This window comes from Marinomonas maritima (assembly GCF_024435075.2).
Taxonomy (GTDB): Bacteria; Pseudomonadota; Gammaproteobacteria; order Pseudomonadales; family Marinomonadaceae; genus Marinomonas; species Marinomonas maritima.
In genome coordinates, this window is record NZ_JAMZEG020000001.1 from 895,422 (window position 1) to 911,689 (window position 16,268).

14 protein-coding genes and 1 pseudogene are annotated in these 16,268 nt (G+C 49.1%); 1 reads left to right on the forward strand and 14 read right to left on the reverse strand.

Annotated features, from left to right (window positions below; all coding sequences use genetic code 11):
• Position 1 precedes the first annotated feature (1 nt).
• The 14 genes and pseudogenes from phnG to M3I01_RS04405 all read right to left on the reverse strand — a co-directional run bounded on the left by phnG (position 2) and on the right by M3I01_RS04405 (position 14,187).
• Positions 2-466: a phosphonate C-P lyase system protein PhnG gene (phnG, locus tag M3I01_RS04345; protein WP_255894364.1), complete on the reverse strand. Its 465-nt coding sequence runs from the start codon at positions 464-466 to the stop codon at positions 2-4.
• 4 nt (positions 467-470) lie between these two features.
• Positions 471-1,163, reverse strand: a complete 693-nt coding sequence (locus M3I01_RS04350) for a GntR family transcriptional regulator (RefSeq protein ID WP_255894365.1) — start codon at positions 1,161-1,163, stop codon at positions 471-473.
• A gap of 105 nt (positions 1,164-1,268) precedes the next feature.
• Positions 1,269-2,057 carry a phosphonate ABC transporter, permease protein PhnE gene (gene phnE, locus M3I01_RS04355; RefSeq protein WP_255894366.1) on the reverse strand — a complete coding sequence of 263 codons (789 nt, stop codon included), beginning with the start codon at positions 2,055-2,057 and terminating at the stop codon, positions 1,269-1,271.
• Between the two features lie 126 nt (positions 2,058-2,183).
• On the reverse strand, positions 2,184-3,200 hold the full coding sequence (gene phnD, locus M3I01_RS04360) for a phosphonate ABC transporter substrate-binding protein (protein ID WP_255894367.1): 1,017 nt from the start codon (positions 3,198-3,200) through the stop codon (positions 2,184-2,186).
• Between the two features lie 17 nt (positions 3,201-3,217).
• Positions 3,218-4,093 (reverse strand): phosphonate ABC transporter ATP-binding protein, encoded by an 876-nt coding sequence (gene phnC / locus M3I01_RS04365; RefSeq protein WP_255894368.1) that lies wholly within the window; start codon positions 4,091-4,093, stop codon positions 3,218-3,220.
• Between the two features lie 443 nt (positions 4,094-4,536).
• A pseudogene (locus tag M3I01_RS18560) lies at positions 4,537-4,647 on the reverse strand (LysR family transcriptional regulator); the annotation flags it as partial.
• Positions 4,648-4,774: 127 nt separating this feature from the next.
• Positions 4,775-6,463, reverse strand: a complete 1,689-nt coding sequence (locus M3I01_RS04370) for an AMP-binding protein (protein ID WP_255894369.1) — start codon at positions 6,461-6,463, stop codon at positions 4,775-4,777.
• A gap of 69 nt (positions 6,464-6,532) precedes the next feature.
• Positions 6,533-7,153: a peroxidase-related enzyme gene (locus M3I01_RS04375; RefSeq protein ID WP_255894370.1), complete on the reverse strand. Its 621-nt coding sequence runs from the start codon at positions 7,151-7,153 to the stop codon at positions 6,533-6,535.
• Positions 7,143-8,054, reverse strand: a complete 912-nt coding sequence (locus tag M3I01_RS04380; RefSeq protein ID WP_255894372.1) for a hydroxymethylglutaryl-CoA lyase — start codon at positions 8,052-8,054, stop codon at positions 7,143-7,145. Before M3I01_RS04380 ends, M3I01_RS04375 begins: the two co-directional genes overlap by 11 nt.
• On the reverse strand, positions 8,051-10,048 hold the full coding sequence (locus M3I01_RS04385; RefSeq protein ID WP_255894373.1) for an acetyl/propionyl/methylcrotonyl-CoA carboxylase subunit alpha: 1,998 nt from the start codon (positions 10,046-10,048) through the stop codon (positions 8,051-8,053). Before M3I01_RS04385 ends, M3I01_RS04380 begins: the two co-directional genes overlap by 4 nt.
• Positions 10,041-10,907, reverse strand: a complete 867-nt coding sequence (locus M3I01_RS04390) for an enoyl-CoA hydratase-related protein (RefSeq protein WP_112137474.1) — start codon at positions 10,905-10,907, stop codon at positions 10,041-10,043. Before M3I01_RS04390 ends, M3I01_RS04385 begins: the two co-directional genes overlap by 8 nt.
• A 10-nt stretch (positions 10,908-10,917) precedes the next feature.
• Positions 10,918-12,525: a carboxyl transferase domain-containing protein gene (locus tag M3I01_RS04395; RefSeq protein WP_275564930.1), complete on the reverse strand. Its 1,608-nt coding sequence runs from the start codon at positions 12,523-12,525 to the stop codon at positions 10,918-10,920.
• Between the two features lie 23 nt (positions 12,526-12,548).
• Positions 12,549-13,715, reverse strand: coding sequence for an isovaleryl-CoA dehydrogenase (locus tag M3I01_RS04400; RefSeq protein ID WP_255894374.1), 1,167 nt, complete (start codon positions 13,713-13,715; stop codon positions 12,549-12,551).
• Positions 13,716-13,734: 19 nt separating this feature from the next.
• A complete protein-coding gene (locus M3I01_RS04405; RefSeq protein ID WP_112137479.1) occupies positions 13,735-14,187 on the reverse strand; it encodes a MerR family transcriptional regulator in 453 nt (150 codons plus the stop codon).
• Between the two features lie 354 nt (positions 14,188-14,541).
• Here M3I01_RS04405 and M3I01_RS04410 point away from each other — a divergent pair, with 354 nt between their 5' ends.
• On the forward strand, positions 14,542-16,188 hold the full coding sequence (locus M3I01_RS04410) for an AMP-binding protein (protein WP_255894375.1): 1,647 nt from the start codon (positions 14,542-14,544) through the stop codon (positions 16,186-16,188).
• Positions 16,189-16,268 lie beyond the last annotated feature (80 nt).

Below are 16,268 nucleotides of genomic sequence, written 5' to 3' on the forward strand. Positions count from 1 at the left end.
ATTAATCTTCCCCTCGAACTAGGGTAAAAAAGTTCACTTTGGTTTGCGCCACATTGTTGGCTTTTTGAGCCTGCTGTGTGGCTAAGGTGTGAGCCAAAGGCTGAATGATGTTTTCCATTAGGCTATGTTGATGGGTTGGGTCTTGCAGCATGGCGTCGAGTTGCGCCGCGCGAAGAGCGTGGTTCTTATCACGCCCTGCAATGTAGCTGTGGCCGTAATGGCCTTTCGCGGATTGTACGACACAACGAGTGATGGTCATGTCGCCCACATTAAACTGAGACCCCGTTCCGCCCATGCGACCGCGAATTTGGGTCAGCCCTACTTCGGCGGGGCGGATGTTTTCAAAGTCTTGTTGATCCATATAAACATTGGATAGCTTAATCAAGCTGTCTGAATTTGATTTTGCCATTACTGACATCCAGTGTTGTCTGGTTTTTTGTGTATCAGACATAGGTTTACTAATCATGGTGTTAAGGCTCCACGCTGTATTCAAAAATATCGCTACGGCTGACACTGATGGAGTATTCCATCAGTGTGTCGCTTTCGATTAAGTAATATTGGGAATGAATTTCCATCACTGGAATACCACGGCCAATTTGCAGTTGTTGGCATTCGTCAAAGGTTGGCATACGGGCTTTGAGTCGAGTCTTTCCTCGGGTTGCTTGGAATTGGTAATGTTCTTGCAAAAAATGGTGTAGTGAATCGGACTGATAGCCACGCATTACCTGTTTGGTCACACCAAAGAGGTGGTGCTTGATCAAGGTTGTCGCTTGTTCGTTAATAGAGCGACAGGTTTTGATCACTACTGCCTTTTGGTCATTGGGTAACCTGAGGCGTTGCGTAAGCTCATAGGGCAGCGTTTCTTCACAGCAGCCGAGCACTTGGGTTTCTAATGTCATGCCAGATTTTGATAGGTTGTAGGTAAAACAGGATTGATTATCGAGAGAGTAATCAATTGCCGGCTGTGTGACTTGATTGCCCAGTCCTTGAAAACGCTTGATCAAACCATCTTGCACCAATTCATCGATAGCGCGACGCACCGTATGACGATTTACTTGAAAACGACTTGCCAGCTTTTGCTCTGCAGGCAAGAGATCTCCAGATTCGTATTGCTGGTGGATTTCGTTTTTTAGTTGCTGGGCAATTTTTAGATAAATGGCCATCGTCTTCTCGTGTTTATTTTTAAAAAGAGCCTTATGTAAAAAGACACTTGGTAACTATTTGTCGTATTGATTGCTTGTCTAGACAAATTTTCTGGGCAAAAAAAATCAGATAAACGCTTTGCGCAAACGCTGCGAAATCAAATCAATAATGACCACACAAATAATGATGACGATCATTACGGCGCACGTTTGTTGAAAGCTGAAACCGCGAATACTTTCCCAAAGAATCACACCAATCCCGCCAGCTCCAACCATGCCGACAACGGTGGCTGAACGTACATTGGCTTCAAATCGATACAGGGAATAGGAAATCCATAGCGGCAGAACCTGTGGAATGACACCATAAAGAATCTCTTCTAGTTTATTGGCGCCTGTGGCTCTAACTGCTTCTGCAGGGCGTGGATCGATCGCTTCAACGGCTTCTGAAAATAGCTTGGCTAGAACGCCGGTAGTATGAATAAACAACGCCATTACCCCCGCGAAAGGGCCTAACCCGACAGCAACAACAAACAGCATGGCAAACACCATTTCGTTGATGGCACGAGACGCATCCATCAGACGGCGCACGGGTTGATAAAGCCAAGCCGGTGCCATGTTTTCAGCACTCATCAAACCAAAAGGGATGGCGAAAATAATCGCTAGCACCGTTCCCCAAAGAGCGATGTGCAAGGTGATGATCATTTCATCCAGATAATAGGAAAGATCACGAAAATCGGGCGGGAAAAAATCGCCGGCAAATTCCAACATATTGCCGCTGTCTTTGATCAAAACAAGCGGATTCATTTCTGCCGCATTCCAACCCCAACTTAACAGCATAAAAAGCACTGCCCAGCCGATTGCTGATAGCCAATTAAAAGGTTTTTTGATGAGTTGATTGACTGCTATATCGCTCATGTTGCTTCTCAATTCTTATTTGTCATTGAAAGATAAGTGACGATAAAGGCGTGATGTTTATGGTATTTACCGCGCCTTTATCGTTTATCTGTCCTGTATTGCTAAACCGATTTAGTTACATGAACCTTAGTTCGTTTTTGCGGCCGCAATAGCGTCCATAGAACGGTTTAATTCTGCTAATTTGTCATCAATTTCTTGGATTTTTTCCGCTTTTTCTTTGGCTGCCATTTTCGAATCGCCGCTCAATGTAAGGCGTTCTTTAAACAACACTAGCTGACGGATTGGCAATAATTGGTCATCGTTAGACGCTTTGAATGGTGCCCACTGTAGGGCTTCTAATATTTCAAGTTCTTCAGAATCATTGGTTTTCCCGTAGCTCAACATAAAGTCGTAAACTTTACCTTTGATGCTCTCAGGTAGATTTTTACGCCAAACGATAGGATCGGCAGGAATCAAAGGTGACTTCCAGATGACTTTAACTTTGTCGTATTTATCAGGGTGTGTTGACTTGATACGAGCCACGTTTTCAGTATTGTTTGTTGCAACATCAACTTGCCCAGACGCGACCGCAAGGAAGTTACTTTCGTGTCCTGCGTTGGTCGTACGTTTAAATATTTTCTTTGCATCAACATTATTTTTGGCAAATACATAGTAACTAGGTACTAGGAAGCCAGACGTAGAGTTAGGATCACCATTACCAAAGGTTAGTTCTTTACTGTGTTCAAGCATGTCTTCAACAGTATTGATTTTGGTGTTGTTTTTGTTGACCAATAACAAACTCCAATAACCTGGGTTGCCTGAAACGTCTACCGTTTGTGCAAATATTTGTGCACCAGAACGGTCAACTGCTTCTAGCGCTGATTTGTTGCCTAACCAAGCGATATCGACTTTATCAAAACGCATTGCTTGGATAATGCCAGCGTAGTCCGAAGCAAAAAAAGGTTTTACTTCCATGCCCATTTTCTTAGACATATCGTCTAAAAATGGCACCCAGACTGTTTTTAAATTTTGTGAAGACTCGGTAGATATGATGCCGAAGTTCAGTGTTTTCATGTCTTCTGCTTGTACTGTCACGGGAGCCGACAGTAATGCAAAAAATGCCGTCGCTGACATTACTTTGGCGATAAACCTTTTTAATTTCATAACGTAAACTCCAATAATTAATTGATCAATGAGTGGTGCGTTGCACGGTTTATTTCTGTGGTAATTCGTCTGTTTTTAGGGCGTGATATTCCATTTAAGATGGCTTGAGAGGAATCGTTAACAGGCGATTCTTCTTGTTGAGAGCCATAAAGTGAGGCAAGGTTTTCTTCATTCAGATGATGAATGAGGTTATCGAAAAACACCTCTCCATCTTGTAGCGCCACGGCGCGTTCACAGTACTTTTGTGCGTAATCCACTTGATGAAGCGTTACCACAACCGTGATGCCATCTTTTTCGTTGATGTCTTTTAAGGTTTGCATGACCAAACGAGAGGATTCAGGGTCAAGGGAGGCAATGGGTTCGTCAGCCAAAATCACCTTGGCTTTTTGCATTAGAGCGCGGGCGATGGCCACTCGTTGTTGCTGACCACCAGAAAGTTCCGAAGCACGTTTTAAGGCGACGTTTTTTAATCCCACTCTTTCTAGCGCTTCAAGCGCCATGTGTTTTTCTTCAGCGGTAAACCAACCCAGTAAACTGCGGTAGGTCGGAATGCGGCTGAGTCCACCGATCATCACATTGGTTAATACGCTTAAACGACTTACCAAATTAAATTGCTGAAACACATTGCCTATCTGCGACCGAGAAGTACGAACGTGTCTGTCTAGCTTGCCGCGTTGTTGAATGGTATTGCCTAGCACCTTAATGCAGGAATCGCTGTGTTTATCGGCGAGAGTTAAGCCTGAAATGTGTCGCATAAGCGTAGACTTTCCAGAACCTGAAGGGCCAATAAGAGCCACCATTTCGCCTTGTTTAATTGATAAATCCACATGCTTTAATGCACAGACTTCTTTGGTGAAGTGTTTTTTTACACCAGTGATTTCTATAATGCTCATTGGATGTCGACCTCTTTAATTGATGAACGCAAAAGCGTTTCTGATGAGGCGATACTAGGTAGGTTTTGTGACAGTTTGGTTATCTAGATAAGTCTAAAAAATGACCAATTTATGACAGTTTGGTATTTTGAAAATGAAACCGAGCATGGGATTAGTAACTTGTCTAGCTAAGTCACTAAAAGCAAACGCCAGTAGGGCGAGCGCTTTAGAATTCTTAAGTGCTCGCCTGTCTAGTCGCAATGAACGGGATGAAAAACGCAGGAATAAGCGCATGAGGTAAATAAAAAAAGTGAGAAAATATTGAATCGTGTGGTGTTATTTGTTTATTACGCAGGAAGGCAGGTTGATATGGATCATATCGTGGTGTGGAACGTTTACGCTTTTAATGGCAATGCCCACGCTTTTTAATTGTGATTAGATACAGCACGTGGGCATTTTTATGTTTACTGGTTATCGCGCCCATGTTCACTAACAAAGTCGAGAAAAGCCCGGTTAGCTTTAGAAAGGTAACTGTCTTTTCGCCATGCGATGCCAAGGTCTAACCAAATTGGTGGAAGACGCCTGCGGCTTTTCTACTCTACCACACGTAATTCAAACCTTATTACACACAAAGTAGGCCGGAAAAGCGCAGCGCCTTTCGGCATGACCATCTTTCAGCGCCTTCCGGCCTAGGTTGCCGATTTATTGCGATGTTAGGGCCAGTTCCTTGATGGATATTTCGCGCATTTTAAATTTTTGTATTTTGCCTGTGACTGTCATCGGAAATTCATCGACAAATTTAAAATAACGGGGAATTTTGAAGTGGGCTATTTGGCCTTTGCAGTAGGCTTGTAAGTCCGCTTCGCTGACTGGGGTTGCATGGGCGTGAAACTTGACCCAAGCAATCAATTCTTCGCCGAATTTTTCATCGGGAATACCGGTGACTTGGACATCGGCAATGGCGGGATGGCTGTATAAAAACTCTTCGATTTCTTTCGGGTAAATATTTTCCCCGCCGCGAATGACCATGTCTTTAATACGGCCGACAATTTGCAAATAACCTTGTTCATCCATGATGGCTAGATCGCCCGTGTGCATCCAACCGGCAGGGTCAATGGCTTTGGCGGTGGCGTCGGCATCGTTCCAGTATTGCAGCATGACGCTGTAACCGCGGGTGCAGAGTTCGCCAATTTCGCCCCGTGGGAGAATGTGTCCGGTGTTGGTATCAATCACTTTGGATTCAATATGGGGTTGGGTTTTACCCACTGTGGTGACGCGCTTTTCTAACGGGTCATCACGGCCTGTTTGGCTGGAAACTGGGCTGGTTTCTGTCATGCCATAGGCGATTTGTACTTCTTTCATATGCATCTTGCTGATGACCTGTTTCATCACTTCGGTGGGACATAAAGAGCCCGCCATTATGCCAGTGCGCAAGGAAGACAGATCCATCTTGTCAAAATCTGGGTGCGCCAGTTGGGCAATAAACATGGTCGGTACGCCATAGAGGGCGGTGGCGCGTTCTTGATGTACCGCTTGCAGAACCGCGCCTGCATCAAAGCTTTCTGCGGGGTAAATCATGGTGGCCCCATGGGTAATGCAACCAAGGTTGCCCATCACCATGCCAAAGCAATGATACAGAGGCACAGGCATTACCAAGCGATCTTGGTCGGTAAAATTCATGCTTTGGGCGACGAAATAACCATTGTTAAGAATATTGTGATGGGACAGGGTAGCGCCTTTCGGAAAGCCGGTTGTGCCTGAGGTGTATTGGATATTTATGGCATCATCAAACTGCAAGCTGGCTTGTATTTGCGTCAGTGTGTGTTGCGGAATTTCCTCGGCCATTTGCATAAAATCGGCCCAGCGCCACATGCCAGCATGTGATTGTGCATCTAGGTTGATCACACCTTTTAACAGGGGCAACTTGCTGGCGTTGAGTTCACCCACAGGGCAATGGGCCAGTTCAGGGGCGAGTTCATACAGCATGGCGCGATAATCCGATGTTTTGAAACTATCGGCCGTGACTAGGTAGCGGGCTTGGGAATGGTTTAATGCATAGTCCAATTCATGGGCGCGATACGCCGGATTGATGTTAACCAGAATGGCCCCCATTTTGGCGGTTGCTAATTGGGTCAAGGTCCACTCATAGCGATTCGGCGACCAGATAGCGACACGATCCCCCCGTTGCACCCCAATAGCCAATAAGGCACGGGCGCATAAATTTACCTCTTGTTGTAACTCCTTGTAAGTCCAACGGATGTTTTGGTGTAACACCACCAAAGCTTCGTTATCGGCAAAACGGGCAACGGTATTATCAAAGGCCGTGCCTATGGTTTCCCCTAATAACGGCTGGGCGGCGGTACCGCTGCTGTAGCTTGAAAGTGTCGTCATAGTGCTGGCTCCATTATTATTGTTGATTGCGAGAGGCAGTGCAGAGTCGGTTGTACAAAAAAGGTCTGGCTAACGGTGTTGGCTGTGATAGGCCTCGTTGGGGCGCATATCAACGGCCGAGGCAATGCGATTGGTCATATTGTAAAAACCAATCAAATTGCAGATGTCCCAGATAGCCGTGTCACTAAAGCCCGCTTGCCTAAGTGGTGCCGCATCGGCTGGGGTCACCAGCGCAGGGGTGCGGGTCAATAAAGAGGCGTAATCCAGCATGGCTCTATGGCGAGCGGATAAGGTGGCGCTGCGATAGTTCATCATCAGTTGTTCGCCCAATACTGGGTCTTGGCTGTACTCTCGCACGGCGGCACCATGGGCGGTCAGGCAGTAAAAACAGTGGTTTTCGGCTGACACCACGACGGCGATCATTTCGCGTTCTAGTGGTGTCAGTTCGGACTCACCTAGCATCAGCTCATTGTAAAAACGGCTAAATACCTCTAGCTGAGCCACATTGTGACTGTAGGCCGTCAACACATTGGGGATCATGCCTAGCTTTTGTTGGCACTTTTCAAAATAGCGGCGGTTTTCGTCTGGTAAATCCGCCACGGCGGGCGTGGCCAGATCAAGGGCCGTGACTGGGCGGGTAGAGTGAGTGGTAGGGCTAGTTGAAGTATTCGTTGTAGGGCTAGTTTTCATGCTTAATTCCTTTGGCAAGCGCCACTTTAGAACCATTTTGACGTTGCATCTGTTGGCTGATCCAGAAGCCAGTGTTGATCATGGCTTGCAAATCTACCCCAGTGGCGATGTCTAAACCTTGTAATAAATACAGCACGTCCTCGGTGGCGACATTGCCTGAAGCACCCGCCGCATAGGGACAGCCGCCAAGACCCGCGACCGATGAATCGATAATCGCCACGCCTTCTTCTAACACCGCATACAGGTTGGCAATGGCCTGCCCATAAGTATCGTGAAAATGCACGGCGATCTGTTCCAGTGGCACATATTGACGGACCGCCTCCAGCATACGTTTGGCTTGCAAGGGCGTGCCCACGCCAATAGTGTCCCCAAGGGAAATTTCGTAGCAGCCCATCGCCAATAATTGGCGGGCCACTTGGGCGACTTGAGCAGGGCTAACGTCCCCTTGGTAAGGGCAACCCATCACGGTCGATACATAACCGCGCACTCGCACCCCTTGAGCATGGGCCGCTTCGATAACCGGTTCAAAGCGCGCCAGACTTTCGGCAATCGAGCAGTTAATGTTCTTTTGGCTAAAGGCTTCGGAGGCGGCGCCGAACACCGCCACTTCCCCCACATTGGCCGCAAGTGCGGCGGTCAAGCCTTGCAGGTTGGGGGTTAGCGCGGCGTAAGTCACCCCTTTCGCCCGTTGAATACCGGCCATTACGGCGGCGCCATCGCGCATTTGTGGTACCCATTTAGGAGACACAAAACTGGCGGCCTCGATATGGGTTAAACCGGTCGCGCTGAGGCGGTCGATTAAGGTAATTTTGACCTCGGTGGGTACAAATCCGCTGGTGGCATTTTGCAAACCATCTCGAGGCCCCATTTCGACTATGCGTACCTGAGGGGGCAAACTCATAGGCTGACAGCCTCTTGTTCCGTGGCGCTAATGGCCAATAGTTCGGCTCCGTCTGCCACCAGTTCACCTTCGTTGAAATAGATGGCCTCTACCACACCGTCAAAAGGCGCTTTAATGGCGTGTTCCATTTTCATTGCTTCCATGATGACCAAGGTTTGCCCTGCTTGCACTGCATCCCCCTGGGCGACCATGACGGCTACCACGGCGCCATTCATCGGCGCGGTAAGGCCACCAGTGGCGCTATGATCTTGCTGGCCAAATTGTTCTTGATAATGCTGGCAGGCATAGCTTTCACCTTGGTAAAACAGGGTTAATTGTCTGTCATTCAAAGCGCCGTGTAGGCGGATGCTATGGCCGTCAAGCGTGGCATGCAGGCAATCACCGATCAGTTCGGCATGCAGCTGATAGACCTGTTCACCAATGTGGATGTCATCATGCTGCGGCTGATGCACTATGGTTAGTTGGTGCAACTGCTCGCCCAACATCAATGGTAAGGTTCTGCGATAAGCGGTATTGAGGCGCCAATTGTTTTGCTGAGCAAACGGCGATAGCTGGGTCGAAGCGTGATGGGCAACGGCTTGTGCCTGTAAGAAGAAGCCAGCGGACAACACCAATACCTGTGCTTGTGACAGTTTTGAGGGTGGTGACAAGAGCGCTTGATGCTGTTCAATAAAGCCTGTGTCCAGCTCGGCTTGGCGGAACGGTTGGCTATCCACCAGAGCGTGTAAAAAGCGGATGTTGGTGGTGACGCCACTGATGCGATAGTGCTCCAGCGCTTGCTGCATACGGTTGATCGCCTGTTCGCGGGTTTCATCCCACACAATCAATTTGGCAATCATAGGGTCATAATGCATGCTGACCTCATCGCCTTCTATCACCCCGGTATCGACCCGCACATGACGGCTTTCGAGGGGTGTTTTAAGGTAGCTCAGAGTGCCGGTAGCCGGTAAGAAATCATGTTCAGGGTCTTCCGCATAGATACGCGCTTCAATCGCATGCCCGTGTAGACGAATTTGCGATTGCAGTAACGGCAGCGGGGCGCCATAGGCAATACGTAACTGCCATTCGACGAGATCTTGCCCCGTGATCATTTCGGTCACTGGGTGTTCGACCTGCAAGCGAGTATTCATTTCCATAAAGAAAAACTCGCCATCGCTGGCATAAAGAAACTCTACCGTGCCAGCGCCGACATATTGAATGGCTTGGGCGGCTTTTACCGCGGCTTCTCCCATGGCTTGGCGAGTAGCATCAGAAAGATTCGGCGCGGGCGCTTCTTCGAGTACTTTTTGATGACGCCGTTGGATAGAGCAGTCCCGTTCGGCCAAATACACCCCTTGGCCATGAGCGTCGCAAAACACTTGAATTTCCACATGGCGCGGTTGCAGCAGATAGCGCTCGATCAACATATCTGGGTTGCCAAAGGCGTTACTGGCTTCTCGTTTGGCGGCGGCTAAGGCGTCGTCAAATTCGTTTAGCTGATTGACCACCCGCATGCCTTTCCCACCACCACCGGCGACGGCTTTGAGCAATAACGGGAAACCGCACTTTACCGCTTCTGCTCGTAATTGGCTGGGGTCTTGGTTGGCGCCATGATAGCCGGGTACTAGGGGCACACCGGCTTTTTCCATAATGGCTTTGGCGGCGGATTTGGACCCCATCGCCGCGATAGCGGAGGCAGGAGGGCCAATAAATACCAAGCCATTGCTGGCGCAAGCATCGGCAAATTGGGTGTTTTCGGATAAAAAACCATAGCCTGGATGGATCGCTTGCGCGCCACTGCGTAAGGCAATGTCGATGATTTTATCGCCTCTTAGATAGCTCTCTGAACTGGCAGCTGGCCCCAATAAAAAAGCTTCATCCGCCATGGTCACATGACGGGCATTGATGTCCGCTTCTGAGTAGACGGCGACACAGCGAATGCCCATTTTATGGGCTGTCTGAATCACCCGACAAGCGATCTCACCACGATTGGCGATTAGGATTTTATTAAACATCTTGATTTTCCTCTGGCAGCCATTGAGGGCGGCGTTTATTTAGGAACGCATTGAGGCCTTCTTGTCCTTCTGTACTTACCCGAATATCGGCAATGCTGTGGGCAGTGATCGCGATCACGGATTGATCAATAGGCTGTTGGCTGACGGTAAAAATCAGCGCCTTGGCAGCGACCATAGCCTGTGGGCTGTTGTGGCTCAGTTGCTGGATAAAACGTTGCGCCGCAGAGGCCAGTTCCGCTGGTGCAGACACTAGCTCATGCACCAGTCCCATGGACTGAGCTTGCTCGGCTTGGATGACTTCGGCACTGAGGAAATAACGCCGCGCCTGTCGCTCGCCAATGGCACGAATTACATACGGGCTAATCACCGCCGGAATCAGACCTATTTTGACTTCACTCAGGCAAAAACGAGCGTCTTCGCTGGCAATGACAATGTCACAACAGGCGGCCAAACCAACGGCACCACCATAGGCAGCCCCTTGAACCAAGGCCAAGGTAGGCGTGCGAAAGCTATTTAACGTCTGCATTAGCTTGGCTAACTGTTGGGCATCGGCCAAGTTATCGGCATGGCTATTGTGGGCCATACGCTGCATCCAATTGAGATCGGCGCCAGCGGAAAAATGCTTGCCGTTAGAGCGTAGGATTAATAACCTCAGCTGGGTATTCGCTGTCGCTTCGGCCAACTTATCCAGCAGCTGCTGAATAATAAGATCATCAAAGGCGTTGTGTTTGGCGGGCCGATTGAGGATCAGTTCGGCCACGCCAGCCTGTGGATAATGCAAGATAACAGCGGCTTCTGTGGCTGAGTCTGCAACACTGTCTTTTAGCTTCTGAGTAGGCTTACTTGAATAGTGCGTCATACGAACCCCCTTACATACGAAAGACGCCGAAGCGAGTAGGTTGTGCTGGTCGATTGAGCGTCGCCGACAAGCTTAAGGCGATGACTGTGCGAGTTTGCGCTGGGTCAATTACCCCGTCATCCCATAAGCGACCACTGGCAAAATAGGGATGCCCCTGATGCTCGTACGTGTCGATAATGGGCTGTTTAAAGGCGGCTTCTTCTTCCTTGGTCCAGCTTTTGCCATCGCGCTCTAGGCTGTCGCTGCGTACCGTAGCCATAACGCCAGCGGCTTGTTCACCACCCATCACAGAAATACGGGCGTTGGGCCACATCCATAGAAAGTCCGGATTATAGGCCCGACCACACATGCCATAATTACCGGCACCAAAACTGCCGCCGATTAAGATAGTCAGTTTGGGCACATTGGCGCAGGCCACAGCCATTACCATCTTGGCGCCATGCTTGGCGATGCCTTCTGATTCGTACTTACGTCCCACCATAAAACCGGTGATATTCTGCAAGAACAATAACGGGATCTGCCGTTGGCAACAAAGCTCGATAAAATGCGCGCCTTTTTGCGCCGACTCACCAAACAGGATGCCATTGTTGGCTATGATGCCGATGGGTAGGCCGTGAATATGGGCAAAGCCAGTGACTAGGGTGGTGCCGTATAGTTGTTTAAATTCATCAAATTCAGAGCCATCGACCAAGCGGGCAATCACATCTCGCACGTCGAAGGGTTTACGCAGATCGGTGCCAACTATGCCATAGAGTTCTTGGGCGTCGTACAAGGGCTCGACTGGCTGACGAATGTCTAACTGGATGGATTTTTTGCGATTGAGGTTAGCCACACAGCGACGGGCGATTTGCAGCGCATGTTGATCGTTTTCTGCATAATGATCGGCTACGCCAGAGGTTTTGCAATGCACATCGGCACCGCCTAGGTCCTCGGCACTGACCACTTCCCCTGTTGCCGCTTTTACCAAAGGTGGGCCAGCTAAAAAGATGGTGCCTTGGTTGCGCACTATGATGGATTCATCGGCCATGGCGGGCACATAAGCGCCCCCAGCCGTGCATAAACCCATCACCACGGCGATTTGCGGAATGCCCTTGGCGGACATGCGCGCTTGATTGTAGAAAATACGCCCAAAGTGATCCCTGTCTGGGAACACATCTTCTTGTCTGGGTAAGTTGGCGCCGCCGGAATCGACTAAATAGAGGCAAGGCAGATGATTTTGCTCGGCAATTTCCTGTGCTCGTAAGTGCTTTTTGACGGTCAGAGGGTAGTAAGTTCCGCCTTTTACTGTGGCATCATTGGCCACTATCATGCACTCCACGCCTTCGATTAATCCCACACCAGCGATCAAGCCAGCGGCGGGCACATCGTCTTCATATACCTTGTAGGCGGCCAATTGGGACAGTTCTAAAAAAGCACTGCCCTCATCGATCAGTTGGTCGATACGTTCACGGGGTAACAGTTTACCGCGCGCCAGATGGCGGGCTTGATACGCTGCGCCACCCCCCAGTTGAACCGTGGCTATCTTATCCTTGAGGTCCATTACCGCCACCGACATGGCCTCGGCTTTGGCTAAAAATTCCTCAGAACGCACATTGATCTTACTTTGTAGAATAGTCATTACCCGGCTCCTTGCTAAGCGGTTTAGTGATTCAGGAAGAGTTCACGACCAATTAACATACGGCGAATTTCAGAGGTCCCCGCGCCAATTTCGTACAGCTTGGCATCGCGCAATAAACGCCCTGTGGGATATTCATTGATATAACCATTGCCGCCCAGCAGTTGCAGTGCATCAAGGGCAATTTGAGTCGCCATTTCGGCGGAATATAAGATGACACCAGCGGCGTCTTTACGGGTGGTTTCACCTCGATCGGCCGACATAGCCACCATATACACATAGGATTTAGCCGCGTTCATGCGTGTGTACATATCGGCCAGCTTGCCTTGTACCAATTCGAATTCACCAATGGCTTTGCCAAACTGTTTGCGTTCTCGAATATAGGGTACGGCCACATCCATAGCGGCCTGCATAATGCCCAAGGGGCCACCTGCCAGCACTAAGCGTTCGTAATCGAGTCCGCTCATGAGGACTTTGGCGCCACCATTGAGTTGGCCAAGAATATTTTCTTTGGGAACAGGGCAGTCTTGGAATACCAGTTCACAGGTGTTGGAACCACGCATGCCGAGCTTATCGAGCTTTTGTGCTTGGGTGAAACCTGGGGTGCCGCGTTCAACAATAAAGGCGGTGATGCCTTTGGAACCGGCATGCAAATCGGTTTTGGCGTAAATAACATAGACATTGGCGTCTGGACCATTGGTGATCCACATCTTATTGCCATTTAGTACAAAGTGATCACCGGCATCGCGTGCGTGTAATTTCATCGACACCACATCCGAGCCCGCATTGGGTTCCGACATCGCCAGTGCGCCTATATGTTCGCCGGACAGCAACTTGGGTAAGTAGGTTTGTTTTTGCGCTTGGGTGCCATTGTTGTGGATTTGGTTAACGCATAAGTTGGAGTGGGCACCATAGGACAGGGCGACCGAAGCCGAAGCGCGGCTAAGTTCTTCCATAGCAATAACGTGGGCTAAATAACCCATATCCGCGCCACCAAACTCTTCACTGACGGTAATGCCCAACAGCCCCATATCACCGAATTTTTTCCACAAGTCGGCCGGAAAGACATTGGTTTGGTCTATTTCAGCGGCGCGTGGGGCTATTTCCGTGGCGGCAAAATGGTTTACCTGCTGGCGCAGCATATCCAAGGTTTCACCTAGTCCAAAATTCAGTTCAGAGTATTGTGAGATCATGTCAGTTACCTGTGAGTTATTATAGTCGGTTCAAGACGTTATCCGAGTCTGTTGTCATGGTGTCGCTGGTGTTTTGATTCTTTTGTTGCAGTTCTTTTAGTGCTGCATGGCAGCGGGCTTCGGCACTTTCGATTTCTATCTTAGCCATTTGAATGTCTTTTAGTTGCTGCTCCAGCTGCACTTGTTTGGCGCCTAGGGTCTCTAGCATTTTAAATAGTTGGCGTTCACTGCCACTGGGCGTTTCGTCCCACAGTTCAAACAGCTCGCGCGATTCGGCGAGAGAAAACCCCAAGCGTTTACCGCGTAAAATCAGTTTCAGACGTACCTTGTCCTGCGAGCTATAAATTCGCGTTTGGCCTTTGCGCTCGGGTTTAATCAGCCCTTGGTCTTCATAGAAACGGATGCTGCGAGTGGTGACATCAAATTCACTGGCAAGCTCGCTGATGGAAAAGGTTTTCTTTTTACTGTTCATAATGAGGTTCCTTTAGCTTGAATTAAGATTAACCAAAGTTGACGTTAACGTAAAGTAGATTTTTGGCTAAATTTGACGAGTGCTTTGAGGCTTATTATAGCGGCAATAGGGCGACGTATGAGTCACTGTCTGTGAATGAAACAGCTAAAAAAACGCCAATTAACGGCTTATTAGTCAATTTTATGGAGAATCATCTCAAAAAGTAGAAAATTATTGCGCTTCAACTAGTTGTAGGGATTTGTTGTTCGGCTGGTCCAGATTGGTTTATTTTTTAAACAATTCTACCTTTACGTTAAGGTAATGCTGTGGTACTTATTTGCCCCCAGTCAAGATAATTATCCGAGGTGACTAGTTATGAGTGTAATGGAATATTCGTCATTTTTCCCCGATTTTCGTCCCGCAATGCTGGCCCCGCAAGCGTTGCATGGTGATCTAGAAAAGGGGCTCAATGTTTGTGATGAAGTGTGTGATAGATGGGCAACTGACACAGCGAAAATTGCGCTCTATTATCAAGCTCTCGACGGCACCTCGGGCACCTTAACCTTTGCCGAACTCAGCCAGCAGGCGGCGCGTTTTGCCAATTATCTAACGGCAAGAGGCATTGGTAAGGGCGATAGGGTGGCGGGTTTGTTGCCCCGTGGCCCAGAGTTATTGATTGTGATTATGGGTACGCTCAAAGCGGGTGCGGTATACCAACCGTTATTTACTGCGTTTGGCCCCAGTGCGATCGATTATCGATTAACCCAAGCGGGTACGCGTTTGGTGGTCACCAATGGGGAAAACTACCCCAAGCTTGAGGCGATACAGACCTGTCCGCCGATAATTTGTGTGGACCCGTTGGATGCTCAAGGGGTGGATGACTTTGGCCAACTTATGGCGCAGCAATCGACCTCGTTTACCCCAGTATTAATTACCGCCGATGAGGCGTTTTTACAGATGTTTACCTCAGGCACTGTGGGAAAAGCCAAAGCGGTGACCATTCCCGCGAAGGCCTTGCTGTCGTTTTATGTCTATATGAAATACGCCATTGAACTGCAAGAGCAGGACAGCTATTGGAATATGGCCGATCCCGGCTGGGCTTATGGCTTGTACTATGCGGTGATAGGGCCTTTGTTGTTGGGCCATTCGACACATTTTAATGAAGCCGGTTTTACCCCTGAAAGCACTTATCAGATGATTGAAAAATACGGCATCAGCAATCTGGCGGCGGCGCCGACGGTTTATCGGATGTTGATGGCGAATGATGATCTATTGCCAGCGGCGAAATCCTTTGGCTTGCGCGTGGCCAGCAGTGCGGGTGAGCCGTTGAATCCTGAGGTGCTTAATTGGGTGGGGCGGCGTTTGGACTGCCCTGTGATGGATCATTATGGGCAAACTGAAACTGGCATGACCTGCTGTAACTTCCATGCGTTGGCGCATTCTAAACGCATCGGCTCTATGGGGTATGCCATGCCGGGCTATCGAATGGTGGCATTGGACGAGGCATTTAACGAAGTGGCCGCAGGTGAAACGGGTCAGTTGGCGGTGGATGTGGCCGCGTCCTCGTTGTTTTTCTTTGATGGCTATGGCCAATCTGTGAAGTCGCCGTTTCATGGTCAGTATTATCTCACTGGCGATATGGTGTTGTGTCATGAGGACGGTGGTTTTTCGTTTACTGGCCGTGATGACGACATCATTACCACGGCGGGTTATCGCGTGGGACCTGCGGATGTGGAAAGTTGTTTATTGGAACATCCAGCGGTCGCCGAATCCGGTGTGGTTGCCAAGCCTGATGCCAAACGTGGCGCTATTATCAAGGCGTTTGTGGTGCTCAAGGCCCATTACATGGCGTCAGATGCGCTGGCCGGCGAGCTAAAAACCTTGGTGCGTAATCGCTTATCTACCCATGCATTTCCCCGTGAAATCACCTTTATGGAAGCTTTACCGAAAACCCCCAGCGGCAAAATTCAGCGCTTTATCTTGCGGCAAACCGCCGAGGCTGAGGTGGCCGAAATGGCCTAGTGCAGCTGTGGCACTGCAATAAAAGTAACGGCATAGCAATACAAGTAACAACACAGCCCTAAAGCAACAAAAATAATAAT